Raw genomic sequence first — 23,768 nt, forward strand, 5'->3', positions numbered from 1 at the left:
GATGCCCCTCCTGTTCGAAGATGCGCTGTCTCCCGGCGCGGCGAGCTTGTTCTAGCAATTTCAGTTTGATTTCATTATTTTAACGTAAGATAAAAAAATCAAACCATTTCAAGGGGGACATCGCCATGGCGGATAGAAAAACAGTGGCCAGAAAGGCTCTTTCCATGGGAACGACGGTGCACATCGAAGTGATTACATCGCAGCCCGAGGAAGAGGCACTGCGCAAAATCGAACGCGTCCTGCAATCGTTTCATCTCGTCGAGAGCGTGTGCAGCCGGTTTTCGGACGATAGCGAAGTCCGGCAGCTTTTCAAGCAGCCCGGCAGTCCGGTCCGGGTCAGCGATATGTTGTTTGAGCTGGTCCGGTTTGCACTGACGGTCGCTTCCTTGACGAACGGAAGCTTCGATCCGGCGGTCGGCAGCCGTATGACTGCGCTCGGCTTCAAGCATCACTACCTGACCGGACAGCCCGTAACGGATGAGTTAGAAGAACATGCGTCCGTTTCCTTTCGGGATGTGCAGCTCGACGAAAAAAATCGTACTCTTTTATTGAAAAAACCGCTCCTTCTGGATTTGGGAGCACTGGCAAAAGGGTTCGCCATCGATCTGGCCGTCAAGGAGCTTCAGCCGTTCGAAGGCTTTCTCGTCGAGGCCGGCGGAGATTTGTACGTCGGGGGATTGAATGCCAGGGACGAGCCTTGGCAAGTAGGCATCCGGCACCCGCTTCGGCATGACGAGAATATCGGATTGCTGCGGCTTTTCGATACGGCCGTTTGTACATCCGGGGGCTATGAAAGAAAAAATCCGCAGCTGCCCGGCGAACATCACCTGATTGTTCCGCAAACCGGACGAAGCCGGACAGACGTACTGAGCTGTACGGTCATTGCACCTTACGCCATGCTCGCCGACGCTTTTTCTACAGCCGCCTTTATTTTGGGGCCTGATCCCGGTCTCGGGCTGCTGCAATCGGGCGGCCTGGAAGGGCTGTTCGTACTCCCCTCCGTGGCGCTCAAGATGACCCCCGGGTTCGTCATGGGATAAAAACGGCCTGCTTGCCGGGCAAGCCGGCTTTGGACGTGTAGGGCAAGCGCGGCGGTCGGCTACAGAAAAGCATGGATCAAAAACAACACGGCGAACGCCAGACCCAGCCGCAAATGCCATTTCCGGTCCAATCTCTTGTATCTGAACAGCCCGGACACCGGCACCGGCAGCAGAACCAACAGCGCAAGCAAGCCGCTGATGTTGTTGAAATCAAAGGCAAAACCGTGCATAAACACGGCGACTGCATGAAGAACGATGAAGCCGATAGCTATAATTGCAGCAGGGACATGCCACGTACGGACGAACCGCAAAAGCGCGGCCAGCCCTTTTTTCACGCTGCGAAAGCTGTCAAAAACGCGCTGTTTGACGATCAGGAGGAGAACGTAGTTCGCCAGCACGACAAATAACGCCAGCCTCGCATCGGAACCGTAATTTTTAAACGTATGTTCGAATCGTTTGCTTTGCACGACCGCCGGGGACAGATGCAGCAAGTTCCACATTTCCCAACATACTAATACGACGGACACAACGAGCGCCGCATATACCCATTTCCGCTCATGAGCAGGTATCCAATTCGAAGCGGATGCCGATTTTCTTCCAATTTGCTCCAAAAATTTCCCTCCTATTATGTTTGTCTATCAGCTCAACTATACTTTAGTTTTCTGAAAAATAAATGAAAAAATTCCCTCGCCCATTCTTGCTCCCCGCCTGAAACAAACCGGCCGAACGCCATACGATATAACAACACTGTTTCAGACAGGAGTCAAGGGGCGGCCGCAGACAGCGGGCGGTTCCGGCGGAGGGATCATATGGTACGGTATGACAACAACAAATGGGGCAAAACCCGGCTATTGAACCGCAGCAAGGAGTTGGCTCGCTTTGTCCCCGAGACGAGAAAAGCGTCTAAAGAAGCGCTGGATTCGATGCTGAAAACATACGGGATGGTGTATGTCAAACCTAGTCTCGGCACCGGAGGATTCGGAATTATGAAGGCTGAAATGGTGAAAAACGGGAAATTGACCAACTACGTCTACACGCACAATACGCGGACCTACCGGTTCGGCAAGTTCGACGCTTTCGTCAAATCGATGCAAGGAAAATTCGGCAGGCGCACTTATTTGGTGCAAAAAGGCATCCGCATGCTCCGCTACAACAATCGCCCGTTCGATATCCGCATCATGGTGCAAAAAAATGAGCAGAACAAATGGGAGCACACCGGGACGATCGGGCGTGTCGCCCATCCGCGGCGAATTGTGACCAATTATCATAACGGCGGCACTCCTTTGCCGCTTCCTGTTTTGCTCAAGCCCCACTTGAATGCGAACGAAAGCAAAACGCTCCAAAAAGAGCTTTCCGATCTGGGGCTGAAGGTTGCTGCACATATGCAAACCGCCTTTCCCCGATTGAAGGAAATCGGCGTGGACGTGGGGCTCGACCGCAACTGTTTTCCGTGGATTTTCGAAGTGAATTCGAGACCCGATCCGTTCATATTCCTCAAGCTCCGCAATTCCAAAGTGTTCCGCAGAGTGATGCGGCTCACCCGGCTTCACGGCAGATTTTTGCCAAAAAAAACACGCACCCCCCGACCGGCGCACAAGTCGTCCGGCAGGCGTGCGAAGCGAATTCCCACCAAAAAGGGCGCCTCCGGAGCGCCCTGATATTTTGTCGGAAAATATTAATAATTGTCAATTTCCATCGCAATTTAAGATTGCTATAATAGAAGCATGGCCAGGATATAAATCGCTGCGTGAATGAATATTTTTCATAATAGGCAGTTCCCCTCATCCTCCCCAAAAAAGTAAACTGAAAGAAGTGCGAAACCGTGAAACACTACAACAAACTGGCGATTTTGTTATTGGCTGCTACAATTTCCGGGTGCGGCGGCACCCCGCAAACTGCAAAAGTTGATACGGCTGCAGCTGCGACTGCTCCCCCCGACCACGAGAAGGCATCCGTCCCGCAATCTATCGCGGAGCCCGTTTCCAAGGAAACGGTGGATGACCGTGTCATTAACCATGTTCCTTTGGATGCGCGCAAGCAAATTGCTCTTACATTCGACGATGGCCCGGACCACAAATATACGCCTAAAATTCTCGATATTCTGAAAAAGAATCAAATCAAGGCTACGTTTTTCCTGGTCGGCGAGCATGCAGAAAGGTACCCTGATACGGTCAAACGCATCGCGGAAGAAGGTCACATCATCGGCAACCATACTTGGGATCATCAGGATCTGGCCAAGCTGCCATCAGAAAGCATACATAACGAAATTGAAAAAACGGACGAGATGATTAAACAAATAACCGGGCAGTCCCCTTCCCTTTTTCGCGCGCCTTACGGAGCGGTCAATGAACAGGTGAAATCGGATGCCGCGTCGAGCGGCCATCGGCTGATCGGATGGTCCGTAGATACCATGGACTGGGACGGCAAAAGCGTTCAGCAAATCATGGCCGCAGTCAAAAAACAAGCGTCTCCCGGAGCCATCATTTTGCAGCACAGCTCCGGCGGCAAAAAAGGAAACCTCAACAACACGGTCGAAGCTTTGCCGCAAATCATCGCGTATTTGAAAAGCAACGGCTACTCCTTCGTCACGGTGCCCGAGCTGCTAACTTCACTGAAAGCCAACTAGGAGTCCGGCCGATGGACTCCTGCGCCGCTGCGGCGGGCCCGCGCGCAGAAAACCTGCGAAAGTCAGCTTGTTGATAAAATGACGGGTTAGAGGAACCGGAGAGGCACAGCGTTCGCCTCTCCGGCTCGGGTCGCGGAGCTGAAGTGGGGGCAAGGCGGCTTGGCAGAGAGAAAACCTGCGAAAGTCAACTTGTTGAAAAAATGACGGGTTAGAGGAGCCAGAGGGGCATACCCACTCTTCCCCAACACTCGCCTCTCCTGCTCGGTTTGCGGAGCTGAAGTAGGGGGCAAGGCGGCTTAGCATGGAGAAAACCTGCGAAAGTGCAGGTTTTTTTCGTAAAAATGGTTCATTTTGGCGAAAAGCCTGCAATTGTGCAGGAATTTTCGATAAAATGAACCAGAGCCCGTGTTCGCGGCAAAAAGCCTGCACATTTGCAGGAATATGCCTCAGCCAGCGCATCAACCGGGAAAAAACTGTACTTTTGCAGGTTTTCTGCGCGCCATTTCGTGCGGCCATACCCATCATCCTCCTCTCCGGCGGGCTTCTGCCGCCCGGTCGAAACGCGAGCGGCGCGGGTCGGCTATCCATGACTCCCAAGTCAGCCCGTACTGCAGCAAAATTTCGTGTATCCGGTTGCGAAAGGGCAGCCCGGCCGTCAGCTGCCGATCCATCGGATCGGCTTTTTCCGCGAGCGTGGCCTGCACCCAATCGGCCAACTGCCGCTCCAGACGGTCCGCTACATCCGGCAGCCGGCGCTCGGCGTTATCGGTTTCATTCGGGTCAGCACGGAGATCGTACAGTTCCCTCCGCGGACGCGTGAACGGCCCCGAATCCACCGTGCAAATCAGCTTGTAGTCGCGGGTTACGGCTCCGCGGGCGGCCTGCCAGGCGCACTCGCTCAAGTAGACGGTGTCGTGCGTGCCGTCCTGCTCCCCGCGGATGCTCGGCCACAAGCTTTTGCCGTCCGGCGTGTCGGGACTTGCCACACCCGCGGCTTCCAGCAGCGTCGGAAACAGATCGGTCTGCTGCACGAGCCCGCTCACCCGCCTGCCCTGCGGGATCACCCCCGGCCACCTCATGATCATGGGAACATGAACGGTCGTCTCGTACAGTCCGCAATGATCCCAATAAATGTCATGCTCAGTCAAGCTTTCCCCATGGTCGCCGAACAGCACCAGCAAAGTCCGCTCGCGGAGTCCTTCGGCAGTCAGCGCTTCATCCAGCTCTTTCAGGCGGTCGTCCAAATACCGCACTTCCGCGTCATACAGAGCGTTGAGATAAGCGGCGTCCGTCACCGGCCCCAGCATGTCGTAGTGGTGGTGCTTGAAAAACGGATAAGCCGCATGATTATACGCCGCTTCCATGCTGCGGTTCGCAGGGTCGAACGGATCGCGTCCGGCCTCGTAAAACCGGGACACATATTCGGCCGGAGGCACATAAGGGGTATGCGTATCCCAGTAATGGAGAAACAGAAAAAAGTTCTCCTCCTTATGCTCGCGAATCCAGGGCAGCGCGAGCGCATTGACCGTTTTTCCGTCGATATGCCGCTTCGCTCCGGCGGAATTGATGTAGTACCGGTAGCCGCGCGCGAACCATTCCTTAAGCTGGTACAAGTTGTCGACGGCAGCCGTCGTAATCCCCGCGTCCCGCAGCAAAGCCGGCAGCCACGGCTCGCTTTTGGCCAGCCCGGTCAAGGCGGAGCCGTGCGATACGATGCCGGTGCGGAGCCCGACTTTTCCGGTGAAAATCCCCGTATGGGCCGCTTCGGTCGGGATATCCGCCGCATACGCCCGTTCGAACAAAACGCCCTGCGAGGCGATGGCGTCGAGGTAAGGCGAAGTCGGCTTTTCATACCCGTAGCAGCCGAGACGGGAAGCGCGCAGCGTATCCAGCGAGACGAAGACGATGTTCATCCGGCATCCCCCCTGCCGCCAGGTCGGGATGCCACGTAATCGAGAATCAATGCCGCATTGCTTTCCAGATCCTCCAAATGCGTGCGGATCACGATATCCGGCCGCTCCGGAATTTCATACGGGTCTCCGATGCCGGTAAACCGGCTGAGCCCGGCGCCGCGCGCTTGGGCATAAAGCCCTTTTACATCGCGCCTTTCGCACTCCTCCAGTGGGCAGTCCACAAAAATTTCCACATAACCCGGAAGCTCCTTCCGCGCAAAATCCCTCATCTCCCGGTAAGGGGTGATGGCCGATACGAGCACAGTCACCCCGTTGCGGGACAGCAGCCTGCTGATGTAGACGATGCGGCGTATATGTTCCATGCGGTCTTCCCGGCTGAAGCCGAGCCCTTTGGAAATGACCGCCCTGAGCTCGTCGCCGTCCAGCAGTTCGGCTCTCGTTCCCTGTTCGCGCAGCCGGTCCAGCAAGCAGCGGGCCGTCGTCGTTTTGCCTGCTCCCGAAAGCCCTGTGAACCACAGCACCAACCCGTCCTGTTGACTCATATCCCTCCTCCTTCCTCCGTCAAATGAGGCATGCCTGCGCCCGCTATGTCCACGACCGCGCCTCCGGCAAGCTGGGAGCGGATCGCGGCTTCGATGAGCTCCTGCACGACCAGCGCGTCGGCTCCGGATGCGTCGATCTGTCCGGCGGGAACCCGCTCCTTGACCTGCCTGACGAACGTGCCGATCCGCATCCGAAACGTGTCGTCGAAGCCTTGGAAGCCTCCGAGAACCGGGTTGCGGAACACCCGCAGCTCCTCCTGTCCGTGCGTATAGCAAGTTAGCGATTCGTAGACGTTATCGAGAACGAACCGGCCGCGGTGCCCGGCCACTTCGCACGCTTCGATCGGATGCTTGTTGCACATGTCGAAGCTGCCCGTCAGATGGCCGACGGCCCCGGATGCGAATTCAAGATTGACGGAAGCGGTAGACCACACCGAACGGCCGGGAGCTTTGGTCATGAACGCTTGCACTCTTTTGACATCTCCGGCAAAATACCGAATGACGTCGAAAGAATGCGGATGAAGCGCTCTCATCTGGACCCACGGGCTCGTTTCGTTCGGGTTGCCGATCGTCAGCTTCATATTGATGAAAAGGAGCCGGCCGAGCTCTCCGCGGTCGACCCATTCTTTCGCTTTGAGCGCCATTGGCGTGAAGCGGTGGTTCAGGTTGCAGCCGAAGCGCACACCCTTTTCCCGGGCAAAGCGAACCATTTCGCGCGCTTCTTCCAGGCGGTTGGAGATCGGCTTTTCGACCAGGACGTCTTTGCCCGCCGCAATGGCCGCCATCACCGGCCCGTAATGATGCGAACCGTTCTCCATGCCGCCGGTGGCGACGCTGACGATGTCCAGCTCTTCCGCCTCCAGCATCGCCGCCACATCGCGGTAAGCTTTCGCACCGAACCGGCGCGCCGCCTCGTCAGCCAGAGATTCATTCAAGTCGCAGACGGCGGCAAGCTCTACATCCGGATGCTCCTTGTAACACCGGCAGTGAATGCGCCCGATGTGATTGACGCCGACGACAGCAGCTTTCAGCATCTTGAGCTACCTCCTGTCGGAATGCGGCTTTTCCGCATCGTTCGGCGCCTGCTCCTGCTCCGGTTCGGCGTGCGCAGCTTTGGCCTGCAGCCTTTTGGCCACCGTCGACGAGCCGATATGCATGGATTCGTAAGCCTGCCGGGAGGAAACGAAAGGCCCGCCTTTTCCTCCATGCCAGTTGAGATTCGTGTCCATCGGGTTCATGCGGCCGTTCTGCTTTTCCCTCCGCTCGATATAGGACATCATTCGCGTTTGCAGCAGGGCTGCGATTTGCGGCTCCTCGTCGGCGACATTGCGCAGTTCTTCCGGGTCGCGGATCAAATTGTAAAGCTCCACGGCGGGCTTGAAATGCAGATCCGGCTCCAAAGCCACGATCAGCTTCCACTCCGGCGTGCGCCAGCCGTGCTTGCGCATCCAGGTGCATTCGGTGATGTACGCCTCGCTTTCCGGCTCCCACGCTTCGCCCTGCACGAGCGGCAGCAGGCTGCGCCCGTTGAAGGCGATGCCGCTTTCCACGCCGAGCAGCTCCAGGACGGTCGGCATCACGTCCTTGATCTGCGTTTGGCTGCGCACTCTCAAGCCCGCCGGCAGCGTACCCGGAAGGCGCAGTATCAGCGGAATGCGCAAATTCGTTTCGTACAAGCCGTGATGGTCGTAATAGCAATCGTGCTCGTTCAAAGTTTCCCCGTGATCGGAGGTGACGATGACCAGCGTCTCTTCTTCCAGCCCCAGCGCCGCCAAAGCCGCAAACAGCGACTGAATGGAAGCATCCATGTAAGCGACGGCGCCGTCATATTGGTCGTCGATATAGGCGCTGTCTGTGCAGCCTTCGGGAAACCACGAAGCGAAATAGTCTGCGAACGGCTTGAATTGGTATATTTTTTCCAGCGAACGATTGTCCGGGTCCTTCTCGTCGCCGCCATAAAACATCCGCTCAAACGGCTTCGGCGGCAAATACGGCGAATGCGGGTCCATATGCCGCAAAAACAGGAAAAACGGCTTGTCGGCGGCAGCCAGGCGCCTCAGTTCGGGGATCGCCGTTTTGTTCAAATTTTCCGCTTTCGGACATCTGCCGGTTTCGTCCATGCCCCACGCTTCGTAATCCAAATACGTCTGAAATCCCCGGGAGGAAGGATTGCCCGTAAACCCGATGCAGGTCGTCTGGTAGCCTTCCGCTCCCAGCACTTCGGCCAGCGTCGCCACATGGGAGCCCAGCGGGCCTTCGTGACGGAGCGCAACGACATCGGTGCCGAAGCAGTCCATGCCGGTCAGCATCGAAGCGTATCCCGGAGTCGTCGGAATGCTCGGTGAAATATGCTGCTCGAACAGCACGCCCCCTTCGCTGAAGCGGTCCAGGTGCGGCGTCGTCAGCCGATGGTAGCCGTACCCGCTTATATGATCTCTGCGCAAGCTGTCGATGCCGAGCAAAATAAGATTCGTTTTTTTTCGCGTCATCTCGCAAGCTCCTTTTTTCGCAAAATAGGATTGAACCCGCTGCTTTACCGTGCTCTTTACCGTATTCCCAGCGACTTCAGCACACCGTTCAAATACCCGCAGCTTTCTGCCGCTACGATGGAAACCTGTGCAAGCGAGTGGCCGCCGGCGCCAATGACTTCCAGGCAAACGGGGCCGCTGTAACCGTTCTCCGCCAGCACTTTGCAGTATTCGGCCAGGCGGATATCTCCTCGCCCGCAAGCTTGCGCCTCGATCGGTCCGGGACCGGCCTGACGGCCTTTGCAGTCGCGGATATGAACGTGCCGGACGCGTCCGATCACTTGCGAGAGCGCCTCTTCCGGGTTCTCGTTCGCCCGAAAAATATGGCTCGGATCCATATCGATGCCGAACGATCGCGCCTCGATCTGCGCCATCGCCGCAAGCGTCGTCGGCGTGTTGTAGATGGCTTGACCGACGTGCGCTTTCACACAGAGCGTGACGCCGTGCCTGCCGGCCAGCTCCGACAGCCGCGCCAGCTTGTCGATGGAAGCCGCGAGATCGTCTTCCACGCCCGATTTGCCGCCCGGCCCGACGTTGACGATCGGAATGCCTAGCTCCTGCGCCGCATCGAAAGCAAGCGCCAGCCTGGACTCATCCAGCGCCGCCACTTCCATCGAAAGCAGCTTGAGCCCGTGCTCCTCCGCGATACGCCGGATATCGGGAGCCTGCTCCCGCCAGCGGTCCAGCTCCAGGTGCTCGCACATGCCTTTAATCGCCGACACTTCGACGCCGTCATAGCCGCACAGCCGGATATGTTTGGCTGCGGTTGCGAAATCGAACTCTTTGAACAATACCGAATTAATACCGAGTTGTATCATTGGCTTTTCTCTCCCTTCGATGAGTCTGGCGAGCGGAGTTGCTTTTGCGCATATGCCCAGACTCCTGGCTCACAGTTCAACAATACGCGACGTTTCAAAAGAACGAATGGCCGCTTCAATGATATACTGCGCTTTAAGCGCATCCGAGCCGGAGCCGTGGATTTGGTCGTATGCGGTTTTCGCGTCAAGCTGCTCGATCCAGTCGCTTATGCGGCTTTTGAACGTTTCCGGAAAAGCGCGCATCCCTCCCAAATAACGGTACGATTCCGTTTCGATGCTATTTCTCGGGAAATAAGTCAAGCGCTCGCAAGCGTCTTCCAGCACAAACCGTCCTTTGGACCCGACTACTTCCGCGCACTCCAGGCCGTAGCTCGCCCCGGCGTCATAGCTGCCCACGAGATGGCCGATAGCGCCATTTTCAAATTCCATGATGATCTGGGCATTGGACCAAATGGTTCGACCCTCCCCTTTCATCATGAACGCCCCGACTCTGCGGACATCCCCGCAAAAATACCGGATGACGTCAAAAGAATGAGGATGCAGCGCCCGCAAATGGAACCACGGCGACGTCTCCACCGGATTGTTGATCCACATTTTCATATTGATCATATACAGTTTCCCGAGCCGCCCCTCCTCGATCCACCCTTTGGCCTTCAGAGCGGCGGGGGTGAAGCGGTGATTGAGGTTAACGCCGTAGGGCAGTTTGTTGTCCTTCGCCAGCGCCACCATGCGCTCTCCCTCGTCGATGCGGTTGGAAATCGGCTTTTCGCCAAGCACCGGAATCCCCGCATGCAAAAGCTCCATCGTCGGCCCGTAATGCTCGCCCCCATTTTCCTCCCCTTTGGTCGCCATACTGCAAGCGTCCAGCTCAATCCCGCTTTCCAGCATCTCCCGGACACTGTAAAAAGCTCTGCAGCCGAATTTGGCTCCCGCCGCATCAGCCTTCTCTTTGACAATGTCGCATACCGCCGCAAGCTCCGTTTTCGGGTGCTCCTTGTACACGCCGGCATGAATCGATCCGATATTGCCTACACCGACAACCCCGACTTTTAAAACCAATCCGCATCCCTCCGTGTCATATAAAATCCTGAACCTCCCCATGTGCATCCCGGTATTGCCCGGGCGAGCAGCCGACGATGCGCCGGAACAGCTGCGTGAAAAAGGCAGGGTCTTCATAGCCCACCTTATGCGCAATTTGAATCACCTTATCGTTGCCTTCAACCAAATACTGCTTTGCCCGCTCGATGCGGATTTGATGGATGCATTCCGTTACGGTTTGCCCGCTTTCCTGCTTGAAAATCCGGTTCAGCTGCCGGTTGCTGATATGAAAAAGACCGCATAAATCGGGAACCGCCAGTTTCTTGTCAAAATGCCGCTCCAAAAAGCCTGTGATCCGCCTGACCAAAAGCGTATGCTCGCCCTCGCGGGCCGGCTTCTTGCAAGCCGTCACGCTCTCTGCATAAAAGCGCGAAAGCACAATAAGCAGTTGAAGCAGCTGCAGCTTGATGACAGTCGAGTATCCAGGCCGGTGCGGCTCCCATTCCGCCATCATCGCTTCCAGCAAACTCAACACCTGCCCCGCCTTCCCTCCGCTCAAATTCAAGCGATGATGAAAGCGCTCTCTAACATCCAGAAAAGGATGCACGTAAAAATAATCCATCGACTGCGAAACGCCCAGCTCGCGCAGCAGAGACTCGTGAATAAGCCCGGGCGTAAACAGGCAGTTGATAATTTCGATTCTTTCCCCCGGCTCCGTCCGGTAAGCGTGAACCTCCCCGGGATTAATAATAAAAACGTCTCCCGACCGGATCGGATAGCTCTCGCCCTCGAACAAGTGCCGGGCGCTGCCGCTTACCAGAAAAACAAGCTCAATAAAATCATGCGAATGATCGACCGGCATATTGTGCTCATCATGGTAGTATCTGGCGATGTTAAAAGGAATTTGGGTGTCGCAAATGTACTGCGCTGTCTTCAGTTGTTTGACCATAGCTCCCCCGATCCGGACGAACATGCCATGTCCGTAAACAACATCAACGCTTTTATCATTACGATGGCCTCCTTGATAATCATCTTATCGAATGGCACCGCCGCTTTCATTGCGGTTCGCGCCAACTTGCATGGGGATTGCGCCAAAAAGAACCGGGATGCTTGCTTCATGAAAATTATAACTCATCGCAGCTCGTCCTATGTCAACAAGCATTAATAAAACGCCGCCAAGACTCCAACAAAATTCCAACAAAACTCCGGATTTAAAGTGTTTTGCATTGAGCTTGCACTTGCTATATGATAGAGGGCATCCGGCAAGCATAGAAAGGAGCGCGCGCAAGCATGAGCACTGGCGGACAACAGCGGTCGGCCTTACGGCCCGGACTGCTTGTAGATATCGTTTTGAAAAAAGACCAGACCACAGGACAATTGACCCGCGGTGTCGTAAAAGATATTTTGACCAACTCGCCCTATCACCCGCACGGGGTTAAAGTTAGGCTGCAAAGCGGAGCCGTCGGCCGGGTCAAAGCCATCATCACAGCCGAATAAAGCTGCGGGACACCGACTACAAAAACCTGCCTCCGGGACACTCAGATCGCCGGACCCTGCTGCGGGGGCTTTTCTACGCCGCCGAAGCCGGCCGTTTACGTTCCCGGAGCGATGATTCCCACACGCGTGACCGCGGAAACTCACATCGACAGGCTCTGCTGTGAGGGGACGATGAAAGCGGGCCGTTTGCGCCTGCTGCGCAAAGTCGGTTTTCACCGGCTCGGTGGCGCCGGCGGCTTTGTGAAGCTACTTGGCGGCGCGTAAACTTGCAAAAGTACAGGCTTTTTCCAGAGTAGCACCCCGTTCGGCGAAAAAGCCTGCGATTGTGCAGGAATTTTCGACTATACCCGGGCCTGAACCCCACATTTAGCGAAAAAAACTGCACAATTGCAGGAATACTTCTTCCGTCAGCGTATCNGCCTGCGATTGTGCAGGAATTTTCGACTATACCCGGGCCTGAACCCCACATTTAGCGAAAAAAACTGCACAATTGCAGGAATACTTCTTCCGTCAGCGTATCAACGAGCAAAAAGCCTGCACTTTCGCAGGCTTTTTGCTTACTGCCGACGTTCCAGACGTTTGCGCCTCAACTACGATGGTTTTCACCGGCTCGATAGCACCGGCGGCTTTGTGAAGCTACTTGGCAACCAGCAATACCTGCAAAAGTGTCTCGCCGCAGCGCTACCGGGAGACCGGGACGGCGAAGTAGACCTCGGACATTTCACCGTACCGCTCACGTAAACGATGATCAACTGCACCGCACGACCGTCGGCCAGACAGAACTTATTTTGTTTTAAGGTTTTTTTCAGCTTTTTGTCATCCGCGGTGGGTATATTGGGGGAAACGAACAAATGCCGAGGAGGAGGCCAGCAATGCCATCAAGACGTTTATTGGGTAACATTCGCCCGAAACATGTGATGCTGTCAGCCATTGTGCTGCTTTCCCTTGCCCTGAATACGTATCGGCTGAACCAGGAAGGATACGGAAATCTTTATTATGCGGCAGGTGTGAAAAGCATGCTGGAAAGCTGGCACAATTTCTTTTATTTGGCCTACGATCCCGGCGGTTTCGTGACCGTCGACAAGCCGCCTTTCGGATTTTGGCTGCAGGCTATTAGTGCGGCCGTGTTCGGATTTCACGGCTGGGCCCTAATGCTCCCGCAAATCGCAGCGGCCCTTTTGTCCGTCGTGCTGATCTATCGTTTGGTCGGCAAAGTGTTCGGCACCGCCAGCGGTCTGATCGCGGCGCTGATCCTGGCGGTAACGCCGATTTCCGTCGCCGCGGCGCGCAACAACACGATTGACGGCACGCTCGTGCTCGCCGTTCTGCTCGCGGCCTGGATGCTGTTCAGAGCGGCGGAAACCGGCCGCGTGGTCCGCTGGACCGTCGCTGCCGCGGCGATGATCGGCATCGGCTTCAACATCAAAATGATGGAAGCCTACCTGGTGCTGCCGGCGTTCTTTTTGTTTGTGCTGCTTGCTCCGGGGTTCAACTGGAGAAGCAAGCTCAAACAGTTCACGTTCGCCGCTGTCACTTTGGCGGTCGTCTCTTTATCCTGGGCGTTCGCCGTCGATCTCACCCCCCAAAATGAGCGCCCGTACGTCGGCAGCACCAAAGGCAACTCCGTCCTTGAGCTCGCCTTGGAGCACAACGCGGCGGACCGCTTTTCGCAAACGTCCCATCTGTTTGCGGGTTCCAAAGGCGGAACCGAGTCCGGGACGAGTGATGGGACAAGGGCAGGAGCCGGGGCTGGGACTATAGGTGAAACAAAGTCGGCGGCTGACGCTGGGATAACGGGTGAAACCAAGGCGCGAGCTAGTGCTGGTACGGCGGGTGATGCCGGAACTGGAAGTAGTGCTGGAACCTGGGCAGGAGCTAACGCCGGTGCAAGGGCTGATGCCTGGACTGCTTCTGCGGAAGGTCCGCGCGCGAATTTTGAAGCCGCGAGCGGGCTTCAGCGGACGGCTTCAACTGCGGCTTCCCATGACGCGGCCGATTCAGGCGCCAGGGACTACAGCCGCGGCGCCGCCGCCAAAGCGGGCCCATTCCGGCTGCTGACGCCCGATCTTGGCGGGCAAGTCGGCTGGCTGCTGCCGCTGGCCTTGCTAGGTGCGGCCGCTCTGCTGTGGAGAGCACCGCTGCACAGGCCTTCCAGACTTAGTGCGCAGCACAGGCACGTCCTGTTCTGGCTGGCGTGGCTTGTGCCGATGGCGGTATTTTTTAGTATGGCTACGATGTTCCATCGTTATTACACCGTCATGATGGCCCCCTCTATCGCCGCGCTCTCAGGAGCAGGACTCGTACAGCTTTGGCGGTATGCGGCCAACAGCAAGCGGAGCGTCTGGCTGCTTTTTGCGGCGCTGCCCGCCACGGCTGCGCTTGCGGTCACGATAGCGCTCAGCTATAAGGGGCTCGGCCAGCCGCTCGCTTACGTCATCGGCGGGCTGACCGTCGTGTCCCTCGGCGCCCTGGCGGCATTCCTGCTGCTGCGAAAAGAACGCAGCCGCTTCATCGGCTTTATCGCGAAAGGCTCCTGCCTGCTCGCGCTTTTGATCGGTCCGGTCGTCTGGTCGGCGACACCGGCATACTATGGTGCCGGCGGCTCCGACCCGGTCGCCGGCCCGGAACTGGCTAGCCGCCATACGGCGAGCCTGCAGTCGAAGGAGGAAGAAAGTCTGACTTCCTTCCTCCAGGCGCACTACACCAGCGGCGACTACCTGGTGGCGACGCCGTCGGCGCAAACTTCATCGCCGCTCATTCTCAATACCGGCCTGCCCGTTCTCACCTTGGGCGGCTTCAGCGGCTCCGATCCGATACTGACGAAGGATCAGCTCCAGCAGCTCGCCCAGGAAGGGAAAGTCAAATACTTCCTGCTGCCCCAGAACTCCGGCTTCGGCAGAAAAATGCCATATACCGACTGGATTTTGCAGCATTGCACCATCGTTTCACCCGGCAACCAAGCCGCGGGCAAATCCAAATCAGGCGAAGTCTTGTATCAGTACAACACGCTATCCTGAATCAAAAAGACGCCTCCGCAAACGGAGGCGTCCTTTTTTGTTGACCAACCGCTCCCCGTATGCTGTCCTAAAACGACCGAAAGCAGTTCCCACAAAAATCCCGGAGCCTTGTACAATCCTTCGCGATGCCCCCACACCACCTATTCAAAAAAGTTCCACCCAAACAAGCTCCGACAAGTAAATTTCGTTTTTCTAGGTCACTGTTACCGCATAAGTGGGGATAAGAAGGGGAATTTGTTGGGCGTCGTAGGTTAGTTTACTGGGTATTGCAGATTATTCTGTTGGGCGTCGTAAGCTAATTGGGTGGCATGGGAGATTATTTTGTTGGGCGCCGAGGGTTATTTTGTGTTTTTTCCGCTCCAAAGGTTTGAAAGCGCAACCAATTTGGCACGATAGCGGGAAAACCTGCAATTGTGCAGGAATTTTCTCAAGAAACGGTCCGTTTGGACGAAAAGCCTGCGATTGTGCAGGAATTTTTGCGCAGGACAGGGCTGGGCACTAGATTTCCGCGAAAAGCCTGCACTTTTGCAGGAATTTTTCTCAGCGAGTGCATCAACGCGCAAAAAGATGTACTTTTGCAGTTTTTTTGCGCAGGATCGCTCGCTCGAACGATGTTTGCCATCGTTCGAAGCTCCCCCGCGGCTCCAGCAACGATTTTCCCATCGTTCCAGGGGCGACGCGCGAGTCAGGCTCCGCGAAAATCGCCCACGCGAACGTTGTTTGTCACCACTCTGGAAGGCCCCTCCTCCGGTCTCCCCTTTCCCCTCCCCCCGGGGGAGAAAGCTCCCGGGAAAAAGGCGCCCAGGGAGATGGTCCCGGGGAGATGGCGCCCAGGATGGCGGGGCCAGAGAGGTGGCCCAGGGAAGCGGCTCCCACGAGGCAGCGCCCAAAGAGGTGGCTCCCAGGGAAGTGGCTCCTACAGAGGCGCGGCACCCGGTGAGGTCACAAGGTGGACGTGTCCCGACGCACTTCCACCTTACTCCTACTTCAGCCCACTTGCCCGCCTTCGCCTCACACCTACTTCAGCCCACTTTGCGCCCGCCTTCCGCCTCACTCCTACTTCAGCCCGCTTTGCGCCCGCCTCCCGCCTTACTCCTGATTCTGCCCAGTCTTCGCTTCCTTCCCCGGGGCCTCGTCCGGCTGGCGGGGAGTTTCGTCCTCGCCCATTTTGCAGTCCTCGCAGACCCAATTTGTCCCGATTTCGCCGTGCCCGTTGGTTTTGCCGCATTGCTCGCAAGTAATCATCGCCTCACACACCTCCATCGTATGCTTTTCTCGTACATTAGCTGTCAACGCATGTCTGAAAGATCGTCTTGCGTCCAATATACAAAGAATGGACTTATTTTCATGTGACAAATGTCACAACAGAAACAAAAAAAGCCCCCGGCACAAGGGGCCGAGGGCGTTCAATCGTTCAAGCTCATTCAAACGCGGCGAACTTCAAGCACACCGGCTTCGACACGTGGAACACCGCTCCCGTCGGAACGAGCTTGCCGGTGGCGGCGTCCCTGGCAAACGTCACGATGCTGCCGCCGTCCCGATTTGCCGCCAGCAGGAAACGTCCATCCGGCGAAATCGCGAAATTGCGCGGATGGCCGCCCAGCGTCGACACGTGCTCGACGAAGGCGAGCCGGCCGGAGGCCTGATCGATGGCATATACGACGATGCTGTCATGCCCCCGATTGGATCCGTACAAAAACTTTCCGTCCGGAGAAACGTGAATGTCCGCGCAGGAGTTTTCCCCCTCATACGAGTCCGGCAGCGTAGGTACGGTTTGGATTTCGCGCAATTCACCCAGTTCTTCGTCATACGAGAACGCCGTTATCGTAGCATTCAGCTCGTTAATGAGGTACCCGTATGCAAACGAAGGGTGAAACGCAAAATGCCGCGGCCCCGAACCCGGTGCAACTGCGACCTCATTGTGAGGGATGAGGCGATGCGCGGCGGCGTCAAGCCGATACATAAAGATGCGATCCAAACCCAGATCGCAAACGCCGGCAAACCGGTTGTTCCGGTCGATGAACACGGAATGCACGCGCGGGCGGTCCTGCACGGGAAGGACGCTGGAGCCATGATGCTGCCGAATGTCCGCGGCCGCACCGATTCGCCCGTCCTCCAGCACAGGCGACAACCCGGCCATGCCGCCGTGATAGCTGGAAACCATCAAGCACTTTCCGGTATGATCCAAAATAATATGACAAGTCGTTGCCGGCACTGTGATCTCTTCATTCAGCAGCGTCAGCGTTCCGGTTGCGGGATCAAAAGCAAATGCAGCCGCGGCACCGCAGCGCTGATTGTCCGCACCGACGCCCTCGGAAATGGCGTATAATCTCTTATTAGCCGCATCGATGTCGAGGAAAGTCGGATTTTGCAGCCCTGCCGTTTGGCCGATCAGCTCAAGGCTTCCGGTTTCCGCATCGTACTTGCATGCATATACCCCTGGTGTACTTGAATCTGCATAGGAACCTATGAAAGCTACGATATTATTTTCCAACATTATGCACATCCCATCTACAATCATGTCCTATGCGCATTATCGCAAATCCATTTCCTTTTGGCAAATAGTTTGACGCTGTTTTCTCCGCCTCGCATACCAGCCGATTCCCGCAAGCAGAACAAAAATCGTTCCGCCCGCAATGCCCCATCCCATCGAGCCCTTCCTGACCCCGGCGTAAATTCCGCTCATGGCGACCGTATATGGCAGAATTCCGACGCCAGCCGTCCACACGAAGCTCCACAGCTTCACTTTCAGCAGCCCTGCGGCGTAATTCGCCAGATGGTAAGGAACAAACGGGGCAAAACGAAGCGCGAGCAGCCCAGCCACTTCCCGCTTGGCGACCAGTTCATCTACTTTATGGAGAATGGGGGACGCCAGTTGGCTGAAGAATGGCCTGGCTACCCACTTCGCGAGATAAAATCCGCCGACGGCGCCTGTCACTCCCCCTATCCATGAATAAATCCCTCCCCATACGGGGCCGTAAATTTCCATCAGGACAAGGGAAGTGAATTCGCCCGGAAGCGGGAACATGTTGACCAGCGTCTGGACCGCAATGCCGATAAGGACGCCGGAGCCGCCCAGGTTTTGAATCGATTTCAGCCAGCTTTGAGCATCTCCCGTATGCAGTACATATCCATACCCGAGGGCGACGACGGCGATGAGAACCAGTCCCGTAATGCTGACGGACCGGTTGAACCGCTTGACTTTTGCCGCATCCGCTTCAACGCTCATTTCGCCCCGTCCAATTCCCGTCGGATTTGCCCGGTACAATCAAAATATGGTCCAAAATGTATTGTTTTTCTTGCTCCGTCAACGTTGTTTTCAAAATCAATTCCGTTATTTTTGCCTCAATTTGATGGACATACTCCAAAAATTGCTCCATCTCAGTTTGAACGAATCGATGCTCGGCCATACGAATCCTCTCCTTCTTGCCTCAGGCACGCGCGGGCGTTTTGCCGAACGCTCAATGGCACGGAACACATCGCCGGCGATCGTATCGGCCGCTCTTCCCTTGCGCAGAGCCGTCATTTGTTTCCTCATATGCGCTGCCCCCGAACGGTCCGATAAGTATCGGACGATCTGCTCTTCGAGCTCCGGAAGACTGTTCGAAATTTGCCCGATGCCTTTGTTCATAAAAAACAATGCATTTTCCTTCTCCTGCCCGTCGAACGGTTTATAGACAAACACGGGAAGCCCAAGCGTCAAAGCTTCGGACAGCGTAAGCCCTCCCGCTTTCGTAATGATACAGGAAGCAAGCGCCATAAGCTCATGGACGTTGTCGACAAATCCGAAAACGCGGACGTTCGGATTCCCCGCAAACATCTCCTTTAATTTATATTCAAGTTTCCGGTTTCGACCACAGACGATCGCCAGCGTGCAAGCCGCCTTTTTCAACAGCGAATCCGCCATCTCTTCGATTTGATCGAGCACGCCGTAAGCGCCCGCTGCAATCAGCACCGTTTCTTTGGAAGGGTCCAGCAGTTCGCGAAAGCCGTTATTCGTATCCGCCGCACCGTAAAATGCCGATCTGACCGGTATGCCGCTTACTTCAACCCGCCCGCGCGGGACGCCTTTGGCGGCTAGCTCGGTTCTAAGCTCTTCCGCAGCCACATAGTATTTATCCGTATTGGGATGCATCCAGCGCGAATGCAAGGCATAGTCGGTAAGCACCGTAAACACGGGGATGCCCCAATCGCGGCCGATTTCCGAAGCGGCGCCGTAAGGAAACGCATTGATGATCGCATCGGGACGATGGATTCGGATCAGCTCGCTTAATTTCTTTTTCCCCAATCGGTTCAAGTATCGGGCCCATGGATGGTTGGAATCCGTATCGCGCGTTTTATAGTAGCCCCAGCCGTAGTAATCCGCCCCGTATTGGGACGTTTGCATACTGGCTATGTAGAGGCTGGTCGAGATCGTATTCAGCAGCGGATGCGCAGCTTTCATTAAATCGATGACCTGTACGTCTGCGGCCCCTTGCTGCAACAAGCTTTGCTTCAGCGCGCGAGCCGCCTGTAAATGGCCGTCCCCGTAGCTGGCAGTCAGTATCATGATTCGCGGATTTCTTTTCCCCACAGGACCTTCCTCCTTAACTTCTGTACAGCTCCTTTACAAAACAAATCATAATCATTATAAATAAAACAATTGTGAAACAATTATTAAATTATTATTAAATCCGCCCAAGCCCAGCCGAACAACGCAAAAAAAGCCTGATCCGACAGCATTCCGCTCCCCGGACAAGCTTTTGCGAAAATTCCGGTTTTACCGTCACTTGAACCCTGTGAGGGCAATTCCGCGAATAATTTGCTTTTGAAAAAAGAAAAACAAAACAATAAGCGGGATGACCGATACGGAAGCCCCCGTCATGATCAGCACCCAACTGCTGCTGTCCTTGAGCTCGCTTGAAAAAAACGAGATGCCGACGGGAATCGTCAGTCTTTCCGGCGTTTGGGTCACGATCAGCGGCCATATAAACGCGTTCCAGCTCCCGAGAAACGTTAAAATGCACAATGTGGCAACAGCCGGCCGGACAAGCGGAACCGCGATGCGAAGCAGGATGTTCCATTCGTTCATTCCGTCCATTCTCGCGGCATCGAGCAAATCTTCCGGCAGCGATTCCATGAACTGCTTCATCAGAAAAATGCCGAAAGCCGATATGAGGCCCGGGAACAAAATGCCGGCATACGAATCCACCCAGCCGAGCTTCACGGTCAGCAAGTACCAGGGGATGATCAGCATTTCAGTAGGCACCATTAGCGTGCTGAGAATCGCGATAAATATGACGTTTTTGCCGCGAAACGAAAATTTGGCCAACACATACCCGATTACCGTATCAAAAAAGCAGACGCTGAGCGTTGTCGCAACCGCTACGATAAAACTGTTCGTCACCCACTGGGAAAATGGGGTTCTGACGAATACTTCGGCATAATTGGCGAATGTCGCTTGCTTCGGAAAAATATGGAGCGTATACGCATCGGCGGGAACCTTCAACGATGTCGCTATCATCCACACAAACGGAAATACCATCCATATGCTTCCGAGCCCGAGTAGGATCGGCCGAATCGCTCTGCCCAGAATTACTCCCCCCTTCTCAAAACTTTCATCTGAACGAGAGATAGCGATAGAATCATCGCAAACAAAACGATCGTCGCGGCGGCGGCCTCTCCCATGTCAAAATGCTTGAAAGCCAAATTGTAAATATACAGCACTAAAGAAACGGTGGAATTCAGCGGGCCTCCATTTGTCATATTCAGCACCTGCGTGAACGATTGCAAGAAGCTGATGCTGGCAATGACGACCGAGAAAAGAATGACGGGATTCAGCAGCGGCAGCGTGACGTGCCACAGCTTTTGCCAGGCGTTCGCGCCGTCAATGGCGGCGGCTTCCTCATAAAACTTCGGGATCGCCTCCAACCCGGTCAAAAAGATGAGCATTTGAAATCCGGCGCTCTGCCAAATCATCACGCAGATAATGACATAAATGCTCTGGGTCGGGGAGCCGAGAAAAAGCTGCGGCTCGATGCCAAGCTGCAAAAGAACAGCGTTAACGATGCCGTTCTTCATCAATATCCAGCGGAACACCCAGCTAACCGCCACCACGCTTGTAATATAAGGAATAAAATAGAGCGTTCGAAAAAATCCTTTCCACCGGTTCATGCGCTGCAGCAGCAAAGCGATGACCAGCCCCGCGAGCAGCTGCAGCGGCACGCCGGCGAGCACATAAACGAGCGTATTTCGAATGGCAGCGATAAACACTTCGTCCTGGAACAGACGGATAAAATTGTGCAAGCCAACAAATGGCTTCGTCTCCGAAAGCATATCCCATTCCCGCAGGCTGATGTTAAACGAATACAAAATCGGCACGATCCGAATGCCAAGGAAAAAAAGCAGCGGGAGCAGCAAGCAACTGTAAACGAATATGTATTTTTGCCTGACCATTACTTTTTGTCCTGCTTCGCCCAATAATCGTCATACAGCTTTTGCGTCTTCTTGATCAAATCGGCGAACGCCTGCTCATAAGGAACTTTGTTCAGCACGACTTCGTCGACAGCCTGGGTGAAATAATCCCGCTCCAGCTTCTCATCGACAAAAAAATGCGCGTGCGCATACGATAGCTGCCGAATAAACGGGCCCAGCTTCTCATCCTTCGTATATTTGTCCTGCAAAGCCACGTCTTTTTTGGCCGGCAGCTCCCCGACTTTTTCCGCCCATTGCTCCTGAACTTCTTTGCTCGTTATATACTGCAAAAAGGCTGCGGCCGCCTCCAGCTTTTTCCCCTGCACGTTTTTGGTAATCGCATTGGCCCAGAACGAAACCTGCGTCGCTTTCTCCTTGTAGGACGGCAGCGGCGCAATCGCGTAATTCAGGTTCGGCGCATCCTTCTTCAAACCGCCGAGCTGGAAAGAGCCGTCGATGTTCATCGCCGCATGCCCGCCTTTGAACGCCGTGATGTCGTCGTTGTAAAAATCTTTCGTGCCGAGCTGATGCATAAGCGACAAGTCAATCAAATATTTGAAAGCCTCCAGCCCTGCAGGCGATTCGTTCCATAAAATGCGCCGCCGGTCGTCGCTGATATCTTTGCCCCCGGCCTGATAGACGAGCGCATCGCGGAACCAATGGTGCAGCTGCGCCCCCGGCTGCCAGGCGATGCCTTCGACGACGAACTGGCCCTTGCTGTCTTTTTCCGTCAGCTTTTTGCCGTAGGAGACAAGCTCATCCCACGTTGCAGGGGGCCTCGCCGGGTCGAGACCCGCTTTGACGAACAAATCTTTGTTATAAAAGAGCGCCAGTGTCCGTACCGCGGTCGGAATGGCATAATAGTTTCCGTTCAGCTTGGCCGTTTCGACGAACGGGAAAAACTCCGACTTGATTTTGTCCTCGGGAAAAGCGCTGGCAGGCAGCGGCTGCAAGTAGCCGGAAGCTACGTATTTGGGCAGCCAGCCGTAGTACAGGTTAATGATATCCGGCCCTTTGCCTGCCGGCACGAGTGTGGCGACTTTTTCATTGTACTGGTCGTAAGGAAAGTTCGTTTGCTTCACTGTAATATGAGGGTACTTCTTTTGAAAATCTTCGATCAGCTGATTGACCAGCTCCACTTTGGCCGGATACTGGTACTGCCAGTATTCGAGCGTCACCTTCTCCTCGCCGCCGCTTACAGCCGTATGGGGAGCGGCCGTGCCGTTAGCCGCCGCATTCGAAGCCGGTTGGCTGCCCCCGGCCGAACAGCCGGAAAGCAGCAAAGCGGCTCCCAGCGAAGTTGCGATCCAATTTGTTGCCATGCGCGCCGCAAACGCCATTTATACCCGCTCCCTTCCGCCTGAAAGCGCGTAAGACCCGATCTGCAGCAGCTTTCGCGCATTATCTCCGAAAATAAGTTCGATATCCGCTTCCGCAAAGCGCAAATCCCGGCATACGCGCACTTGATCCTGCAAATACCGGTACACGAATCCTCGCGGAAACGTGCTGGAGTCGGTGCCGAAAATGATGCGTTCCGGCCCGATCAGCTCGTACGTTTTGCGGAACAGCGTCTCCAGCGTCAGCTCATACGGGCTCCAGCGGATCCATTGATTCGAGCCAGACGTATCGATGTAGACGTTCGGGCAGCTCCAGCATAAGTGCAGCAGCTCTTGAAAATATCCGGCCCCGAAATGCGGGATGATGAAAGGAATGTCCGGGTATTCCCGGGCAACGTTGAAAATCGACAGCGGGTTAATGTTCAAATGCTGAACGATGCCCCCTGTATGGCCCAATATGCCGAAATGGATCAGCACCGGGAGCTTGCGCTCCGCCAGGAAGCGCCACACGGGCGTGAGCTTCGGATCGTGGAACGGGAGCTCGACGAGCGGACCGAAGAGCTTGTAGCCTTTCAATCCGAGCGTATCGACGGCCCGTTTCAGCTCTTCAGCGGCGTTCGGCTCCTCGATCGAATGATGGGCAAATCCCGTAAACCGGTCCGGGTATTTGCGGATTTGCCGGGCCAAATCATCGTTGCCCCAGGCCGTCAAAAAGTTGATGCCGCCGATCGAGTACTTATCAAGCTCCTCGATCCAGCGGTCGATCAGCGGCCGCTGATCCTGCACTTCGTCGGCCGGAGCGGCCGAAGCGGCCGGAAAATCCCAGGACAGCCTCATCCGTTCGGACCGCCGGGTTCTTTCCCGGTCGAACACCTCACTCTTCGTGCCGATCGGAAGCGGATAAGGCAAATGCGCATGAATATCGAATACGCGAAAGCTATTTTTAAACAGGGCCATGC

At 55.6% G+C, this 23,768-nt stretch carries 24 protein-coding genes; 7 read left to right on the forward strand and 17 right to left on the reverse strand.

Annotated features, from left to right (window positions below):
• The first annotated feature begins 125 nt into the window (after window positions 1-125).
• Complete coding sequence (locus AC6RNO_RS29545) at window positions 126-1,040, forward strand: FAD:protein FMN transferase (protein ID WP_497107677.1); 915 nt, start codon at window positions 126-128, stop codon at window positions 1,038-1,040.
• A gap of 59 nt (window positions 1,041-1,099) precedes the next feature.
• Here AC6RNO_RS29545 and AC6RNO_RS29550 read toward each other — a convergent pair whose 3' ends face one another.
• A complete protein-coding gene (locus AC6RNO_RS29550) occupies window positions 1,100-1,651 on the reverse strand; it encodes a hypothetical protein (RefSeq protein ID WP_474681087.1) in 552 nt (183 codons plus the stop codon).
• Between the two features lie 198 nt (window positions 1,652-1,849).
• On the opposite strand from AC6RNO_RS29550, the gene AC6RNO_RS29555 reads away from it, so the two are divergent.
• Both AC6RNO_RS29555 and AC6RNO_RS29560 read left to right on the forward strand, forming a co-directional pair.
• Complete coding sequence (locus AC6RNO_RS29555) at window positions 1,850-2,698, forward strand: YheC/YheD family protein (RefSeq protein WP_497107678.1); 849 nt, start codon at window positions 1,850-1,852, stop codon at window positions 2,696-2,698.
• A gap of 164 nt (window positions 2,699-2,862) precedes the next feature.
• Entirely contained in the window at window positions 2,863-3,666 is an 804-nt protein-coding gene (locus AC6RNO_RS29560; RefSeq protein WP_474681089.1) for a polysaccharide deacetylase family protein, read from the forward strand.
• Here the strand turns inward: AC6RNO_RS29560 and AC6RNO_RS29565 are convergent.
• The 8 genes from AC6RNO_RS29565 to AC6RNO_RS29600 form a co-directional block, all read right to left on the reverse strand.
• A complete protein-coding gene (locus AC6RNO_RS29565; RefSeq protein WP_497107679.1) occupies window positions 3,649-4,182 on the reverse strand; it encodes a hypothetical protein in 534 nt (177 codons plus the stop codon). The genes AC6RNO_RS29560 and AC6RNO_RS29565 overlap by 18 nt on opposite strands.
• Window positions 4,183-4,187: 5 nt before the next feature.
• On the reverse strand, window positions 4,188-5,579 hold the full coding sequence (locus AC6RNO_RS29570; protein WP_497107680.1) for a sulfatase-like hydrolase/transferase: 1,392 nt from the start codon (window positions 5,577-5,579) through the stop codon (window positions 4,188-4,190).
• Window positions 5,576-6,121: an adenylyl-sulfate kinase gene (gene cysC / locus AC6RNO_RS29575; RefSeq protein ID WP_497107681.1), complete on the reverse strand. Its 546-nt coding sequence runs from the start codon at window positions 6,119-6,121 to the stop codon at window positions 5,576-5,578. The genes AC6RNO_RS29570 and cysC overlap by 4 nt, the downstream gene beginning before the upstream one ends.
• Window positions 6,118-7,155 carry a Gfo/Idh/MocA family oxidoreductase gene (locus AC6RNO_RS29580; RefSeq protein WP_497107682.1) on the reverse strand — a complete coding sequence of 346 codons (1,038 nt, stop codon included), beginning with the start codon at window positions 7,153-7,155 and terminating at the stop codon, window positions 6,118-6,120. Before AC6RNO_RS29580 ends, cysC begins: the two co-directional genes overlap by 4 nt.
• Window positions 7,156-7,161: 6 nt before the next feature.
• Window positions 7,162-8,610, reverse strand: coding sequence for a sulfatase-like hydrolase/transferase (locus tag AC6RNO_RS29585; protein ID WP_497107683.1), 1,449 nt, complete (start codon window positions 8,608-8,610; stop codon window positions 7,162-7,164).
• A 56-nt stretch (window positions 8,611-8,666) separates the two neighbouring features.
• On the reverse strand, window positions 8,667-9,467 hold the full coding sequence (locus tag AC6RNO_RS29590) for a TIM barrel protein (RefSeq protein WP_497107684.1): 801 nt from the start codon (window positions 9,465-9,467) through the stop codon (window positions 8,667-8,669).
• Window positions 9,468-9,536: 69 nt separating this feature from the next.
• Window positions 9,537-10,526, reverse strand: coding sequence for a Gfo/Idh/MocA family oxidoreductase (locus tag AC6RNO_RS29595; protein ID WP_497107685.1), 990 nt, complete (start codon window positions 10,524-10,526; stop codon window positions 9,537-9,539).
• A 16-nt stretch (window positions 10,527-10,542) separates the two neighbouring features.
• Window positions 10,543-11,454: a helix-turn-helix domain-containing protein gene (locus AC6RNO_RS29600; RefSeq protein ID WP_497107686.1), complete on the reverse strand. Its 912-nt coding sequence runs from the start codon at window positions 11,452-11,454 to the stop codon at window positions 10,543-10,545.
• 27 nt (window positions 11,455-11,481) lie between these two features.
• Between AC6RNO_RS29600 and AC6RNO_RS29605 the strand changes: the two genes are divergently transcribed.
• The 4 genes from AC6RNO_RS29605 (at window position 11,482) to AC6RNO_RS29620 (ending at window position 15,019) form a co-directional block, all read left to right on the forward strand.
• Window positions 11,482-11,670, forward strand: a complete 189-nt coding sequence (locus AC6RNO_RS29605; RefSeq protein ID WP_474681098.1) for a hypothetical protein — start codon at window positions 11,482-11,484, stop codon at window positions 11,668-11,670.
• 125 nt (window positions 11,671-11,795) lie between these two features.
• A complete protein-coding gene (locus AC6RNO_RS29610; RefSeq protein WP_474681099.1) occupies window positions 11,796-12,002 on the forward strand; it encodes a YwbE family protein in 207 nt (68 codons plus the stop codon).
• A 111-nt stretch (window positions 12,003-12,113) separates the two neighbouring features.
• On the forward strand, window positions 12,114-12,266 hold the full coding sequence (locus AC6RNO_RS29615; RefSeq protein ID WP_497107687.1) for a hypothetical protein: 153 nt from the start codon (window positions 12,114-12,116) through the stop codon (window positions 12,264-12,266).
• Window positions 12,267-12,874: 608 nt separating this feature from the next.
• Window positions 12,875-15,019: a glycosyltransferase family 39 protein gene (locus AC6RNO_RS29620; protein ID WP_497107688.1), complete on the forward strand. Its 2,145-nt coding sequence runs from the start codon at window positions 12,875-12,877 to the stop codon at window positions 15,017-15,019.
• Between the two features lie 1,089 nt (window positions 15,020-16,108).
• Here AC6RNO_RS29620 and AC6RNO_RS29625 read toward each other — a convergent pair.
• From AC6RNO_RS29625 to AC6RNO_RS29660, 8 genes are all read right to left on the reverse strand, one after another.
• Entirely contained in the window at window positions 16,109-16,264 is a 156-nt protein-coding gene (locus tag AC6RNO_RS29625) for a hypothetical protein (protein WP_474681102.1), read from the reverse strand.
• 175 nt (window positions 16,265-16,439) lie between these two features.
• A complete protein-coding gene (locus tag AC6RNO_RS29630; protein ID WP_497107689.1) occupies window positions 16,440-17,525 on the reverse strand; it encodes a beta-propeller fold lactonase family protein in 1,086 nt (361 codons plus the stop codon).
• Window positions 17,526-17,552: 27 nt separating this feature from the next.
• Window positions 17,553-18,248, reverse strand: coding sequence for a TVP38/TMEM64 family protein (locus AC6RNO_RS29635; RefSeq protein ID WP_488436781.1), 696 nt, complete (start codon window positions 18,246-18,248; stop codon window positions 17,553-17,555).
• A 105-nt stretch (window positions 18,249-18,353) separates the two neighbouring features.
• Window positions 18,354-19,592 carry an MGDG synthase family glycosyltransferase gene (locus AC6RNO_RS29640; RefSeq protein ID WP_474681105.1) on the reverse strand — a complete coding sequence of 413 codons (1,239 nt, stop codon included), beginning with the start codon at window positions 19,590-19,592 and terminating at the stop codon, window positions 18,354-18,356.
• Between the two features lie 192 nt (window positions 19,593-19,784).
• Complete coding sequence (locus AC6RNO_RS29645; protein ID WP_497107690.1) at window positions 19,785-20,543, reverse strand: ABC transporter permease subunit; 759 nt, start codon at window positions 20,541-20,543, stop codon at window positions 19,785-19,787.
• Between the two features lie 50 nt (window positions 20,544-20,593).
• The gene (locus AC6RNO_RS29650; protein WP_497107691.1) at window positions 20,594-21,454 is read right to left on the reverse strand and encodes an ABC transporter permease subunit; all 861 of its coding nucleotides are present in this window, start codon (window positions 21,452-21,454) and stop codon (window positions 20,594-20,596) included.
• Window positions 21,454-22,812, reverse strand: coding sequence for an extracellular solute-binding protein (locus AC6RNO_RS29655; protein WP_497107692.1), 1,359 nt, complete (start codon window positions 22,810-22,812; stop codon window positions 21,454-21,456). The genes AC6RNO_RS29650 and AC6RNO_RS29655 overlap by 1 nt, the downstream gene beginning before the upstream one ends.
• A complete protein-coding gene (locus AC6RNO_RS29660; RefSeq protein WP_497107693.1) occupies window positions 22,813-23,766 on the reverse strand; it encodes an amidohydrolase family protein in 954 nt (317 codons plus the stop codon). It abuts the gene before it with no gap.
• Between the last annotated feature and the right edge of the window lie 2 nt (window positions 23,767-23,768).

This window comes from Paenibacillus sp. sgz302190 (genome assembly GCF_059820445.1).

Coding starts and splice junctions, on each gene's coding strand:
- AC6RNO_RS29545 (WP_497107677.1), top strand. CDS start 126: ATGGCGGATAGAAAAACAGTGGCCAGAAAGGCTCTTTCCATGGGAACG.
- AC6RNO_RS29555 (WP_497107678.1), top strand. CDS start 1,850: ATGGTACGGTATGACAACAACAAATGGGGCAAAACCCGGCTATTGAAC.
- AC6RNO_RS29565 (WP_497107679.1), bottom strand. CDS start 4,182: ATGGCCGCACGAAATGGCGCGCAGAAAACCTGCAAAAGTACAGTTTTT.
- AC6RNO_RS29570 (WP_497107680.1), bottom strand. CDS start 5,579: ATGAACATCGTCTTCGTCTCGCTGGATACGCTGCGCGCTTCCCGTCTC.
- cysC (WP_497107681.1), bottom strand. CDS start 6,121: ATGAGTCAACAGGACGGGTTGGTGCTGTGGTTCACAGGGCTTTCGGGA.
- AC6RNO_RS29580 (WP_497107682.1), bottom strand. CDS start 7,155: ATGCTGAAAGCTGCTGTCGTCGGCGTCAATCACATCGGGCGCATTCAC.
- AC6RNO_RS29585 (WP_497107683.1), bottom strand. CDS start 8,610: ATGACGCGAAAAAAAACGAATCTTATTTTGCTCGGCATCGACAGCTTG.
- AC6RNO_RS29590 (WP_497107684.1), bottom strand. CDS start 9,467: ATGATACAACTCGGTATTAATTCGGTATTGTTCAAAGAGTTCGATTTC.
- AC6RNO_RS29600 (WP_497107686.1), bottom strand. CDS start 11,454: ATGGTCAAACAACTGAAGACAGCGCAGTACATTTGCGACACCCAAATT.
- AC6RNO_RS29605 (WP_474681098.1), top strand. CDS start 11,482: ATGTCCGTAAACAACATCAACGCTTTTATCATTACGATGGCCTCCTTG.
- AC6RNO_RS29610 (WP_474681099.1), top strand. CDS start 11,796: ATGAGCACTGGCGGACAACAGCGGTCGGCCTTACGGCCCGGACTGCTT.
- AC6RNO_RS29615 (WP_497107687.1), top strand. CDS start 12,114: ATGATTCCCACACGCGTGACCGCGGAAACTCACATCGACAGGCTCTGC.
- AC6RNO_RS29620 (WP_497107688.1), top strand. CDS start 12,875: ATGCCATCAAGACGTTTATTGGGTAACATTCGCCCGAAACATGTGATG.
- AC6RNO_RS29625 (WP_474681102.1), bottom strand. CDS start 16,264: ATGATTACTTGCGAGCAATGCGGCAAAACCAACGGGCACGGCGAAATC.
- AC6RNO_RS29630 (WP_497107689.1), bottom strand. CDS start 17,525: ATGTGCATAATGTTGGAAAATAATATCGTAGCTTTCATAGGTTCCTAT.
- AC6RNO_RS29635 (WP_488436781.1), bottom strand. CDS start 18,248: ATGAGCGTTGAAGCGGATGCGGCAAAAGTCAAGCGGTTCAACCGGTCC.
- AC6RNO_RS29645 (WP_497107690.1), bottom strand. CDS start 20,543: ATGGTATTTCCGTTTGTGTGGATGATAGCGACATCGTTGAAGGTTCCC.
- AC6RNO_RS29650 (WP_497107691.1), bottom strand. CDS start 21,454: ATGGTCAGGCAAAAATACATATTCGTTTACAGTTGCTTGCTGCTCCCG.
- AC6RNO_RS29655 (WP_497107692.1), bottom strand. CDS start 22,812: ATGGCGTTTGCGGCGCGCATGGCAACAAATTGGATCGCAACTTCGCTG.
- AC6RNO_RS29660 (WP_497107693.1), bottom strand. CDS start 23,766: ATGGCCCTGTTTAAAAATAGCTTTCGCGTATTCGATATTCATGCGCAT.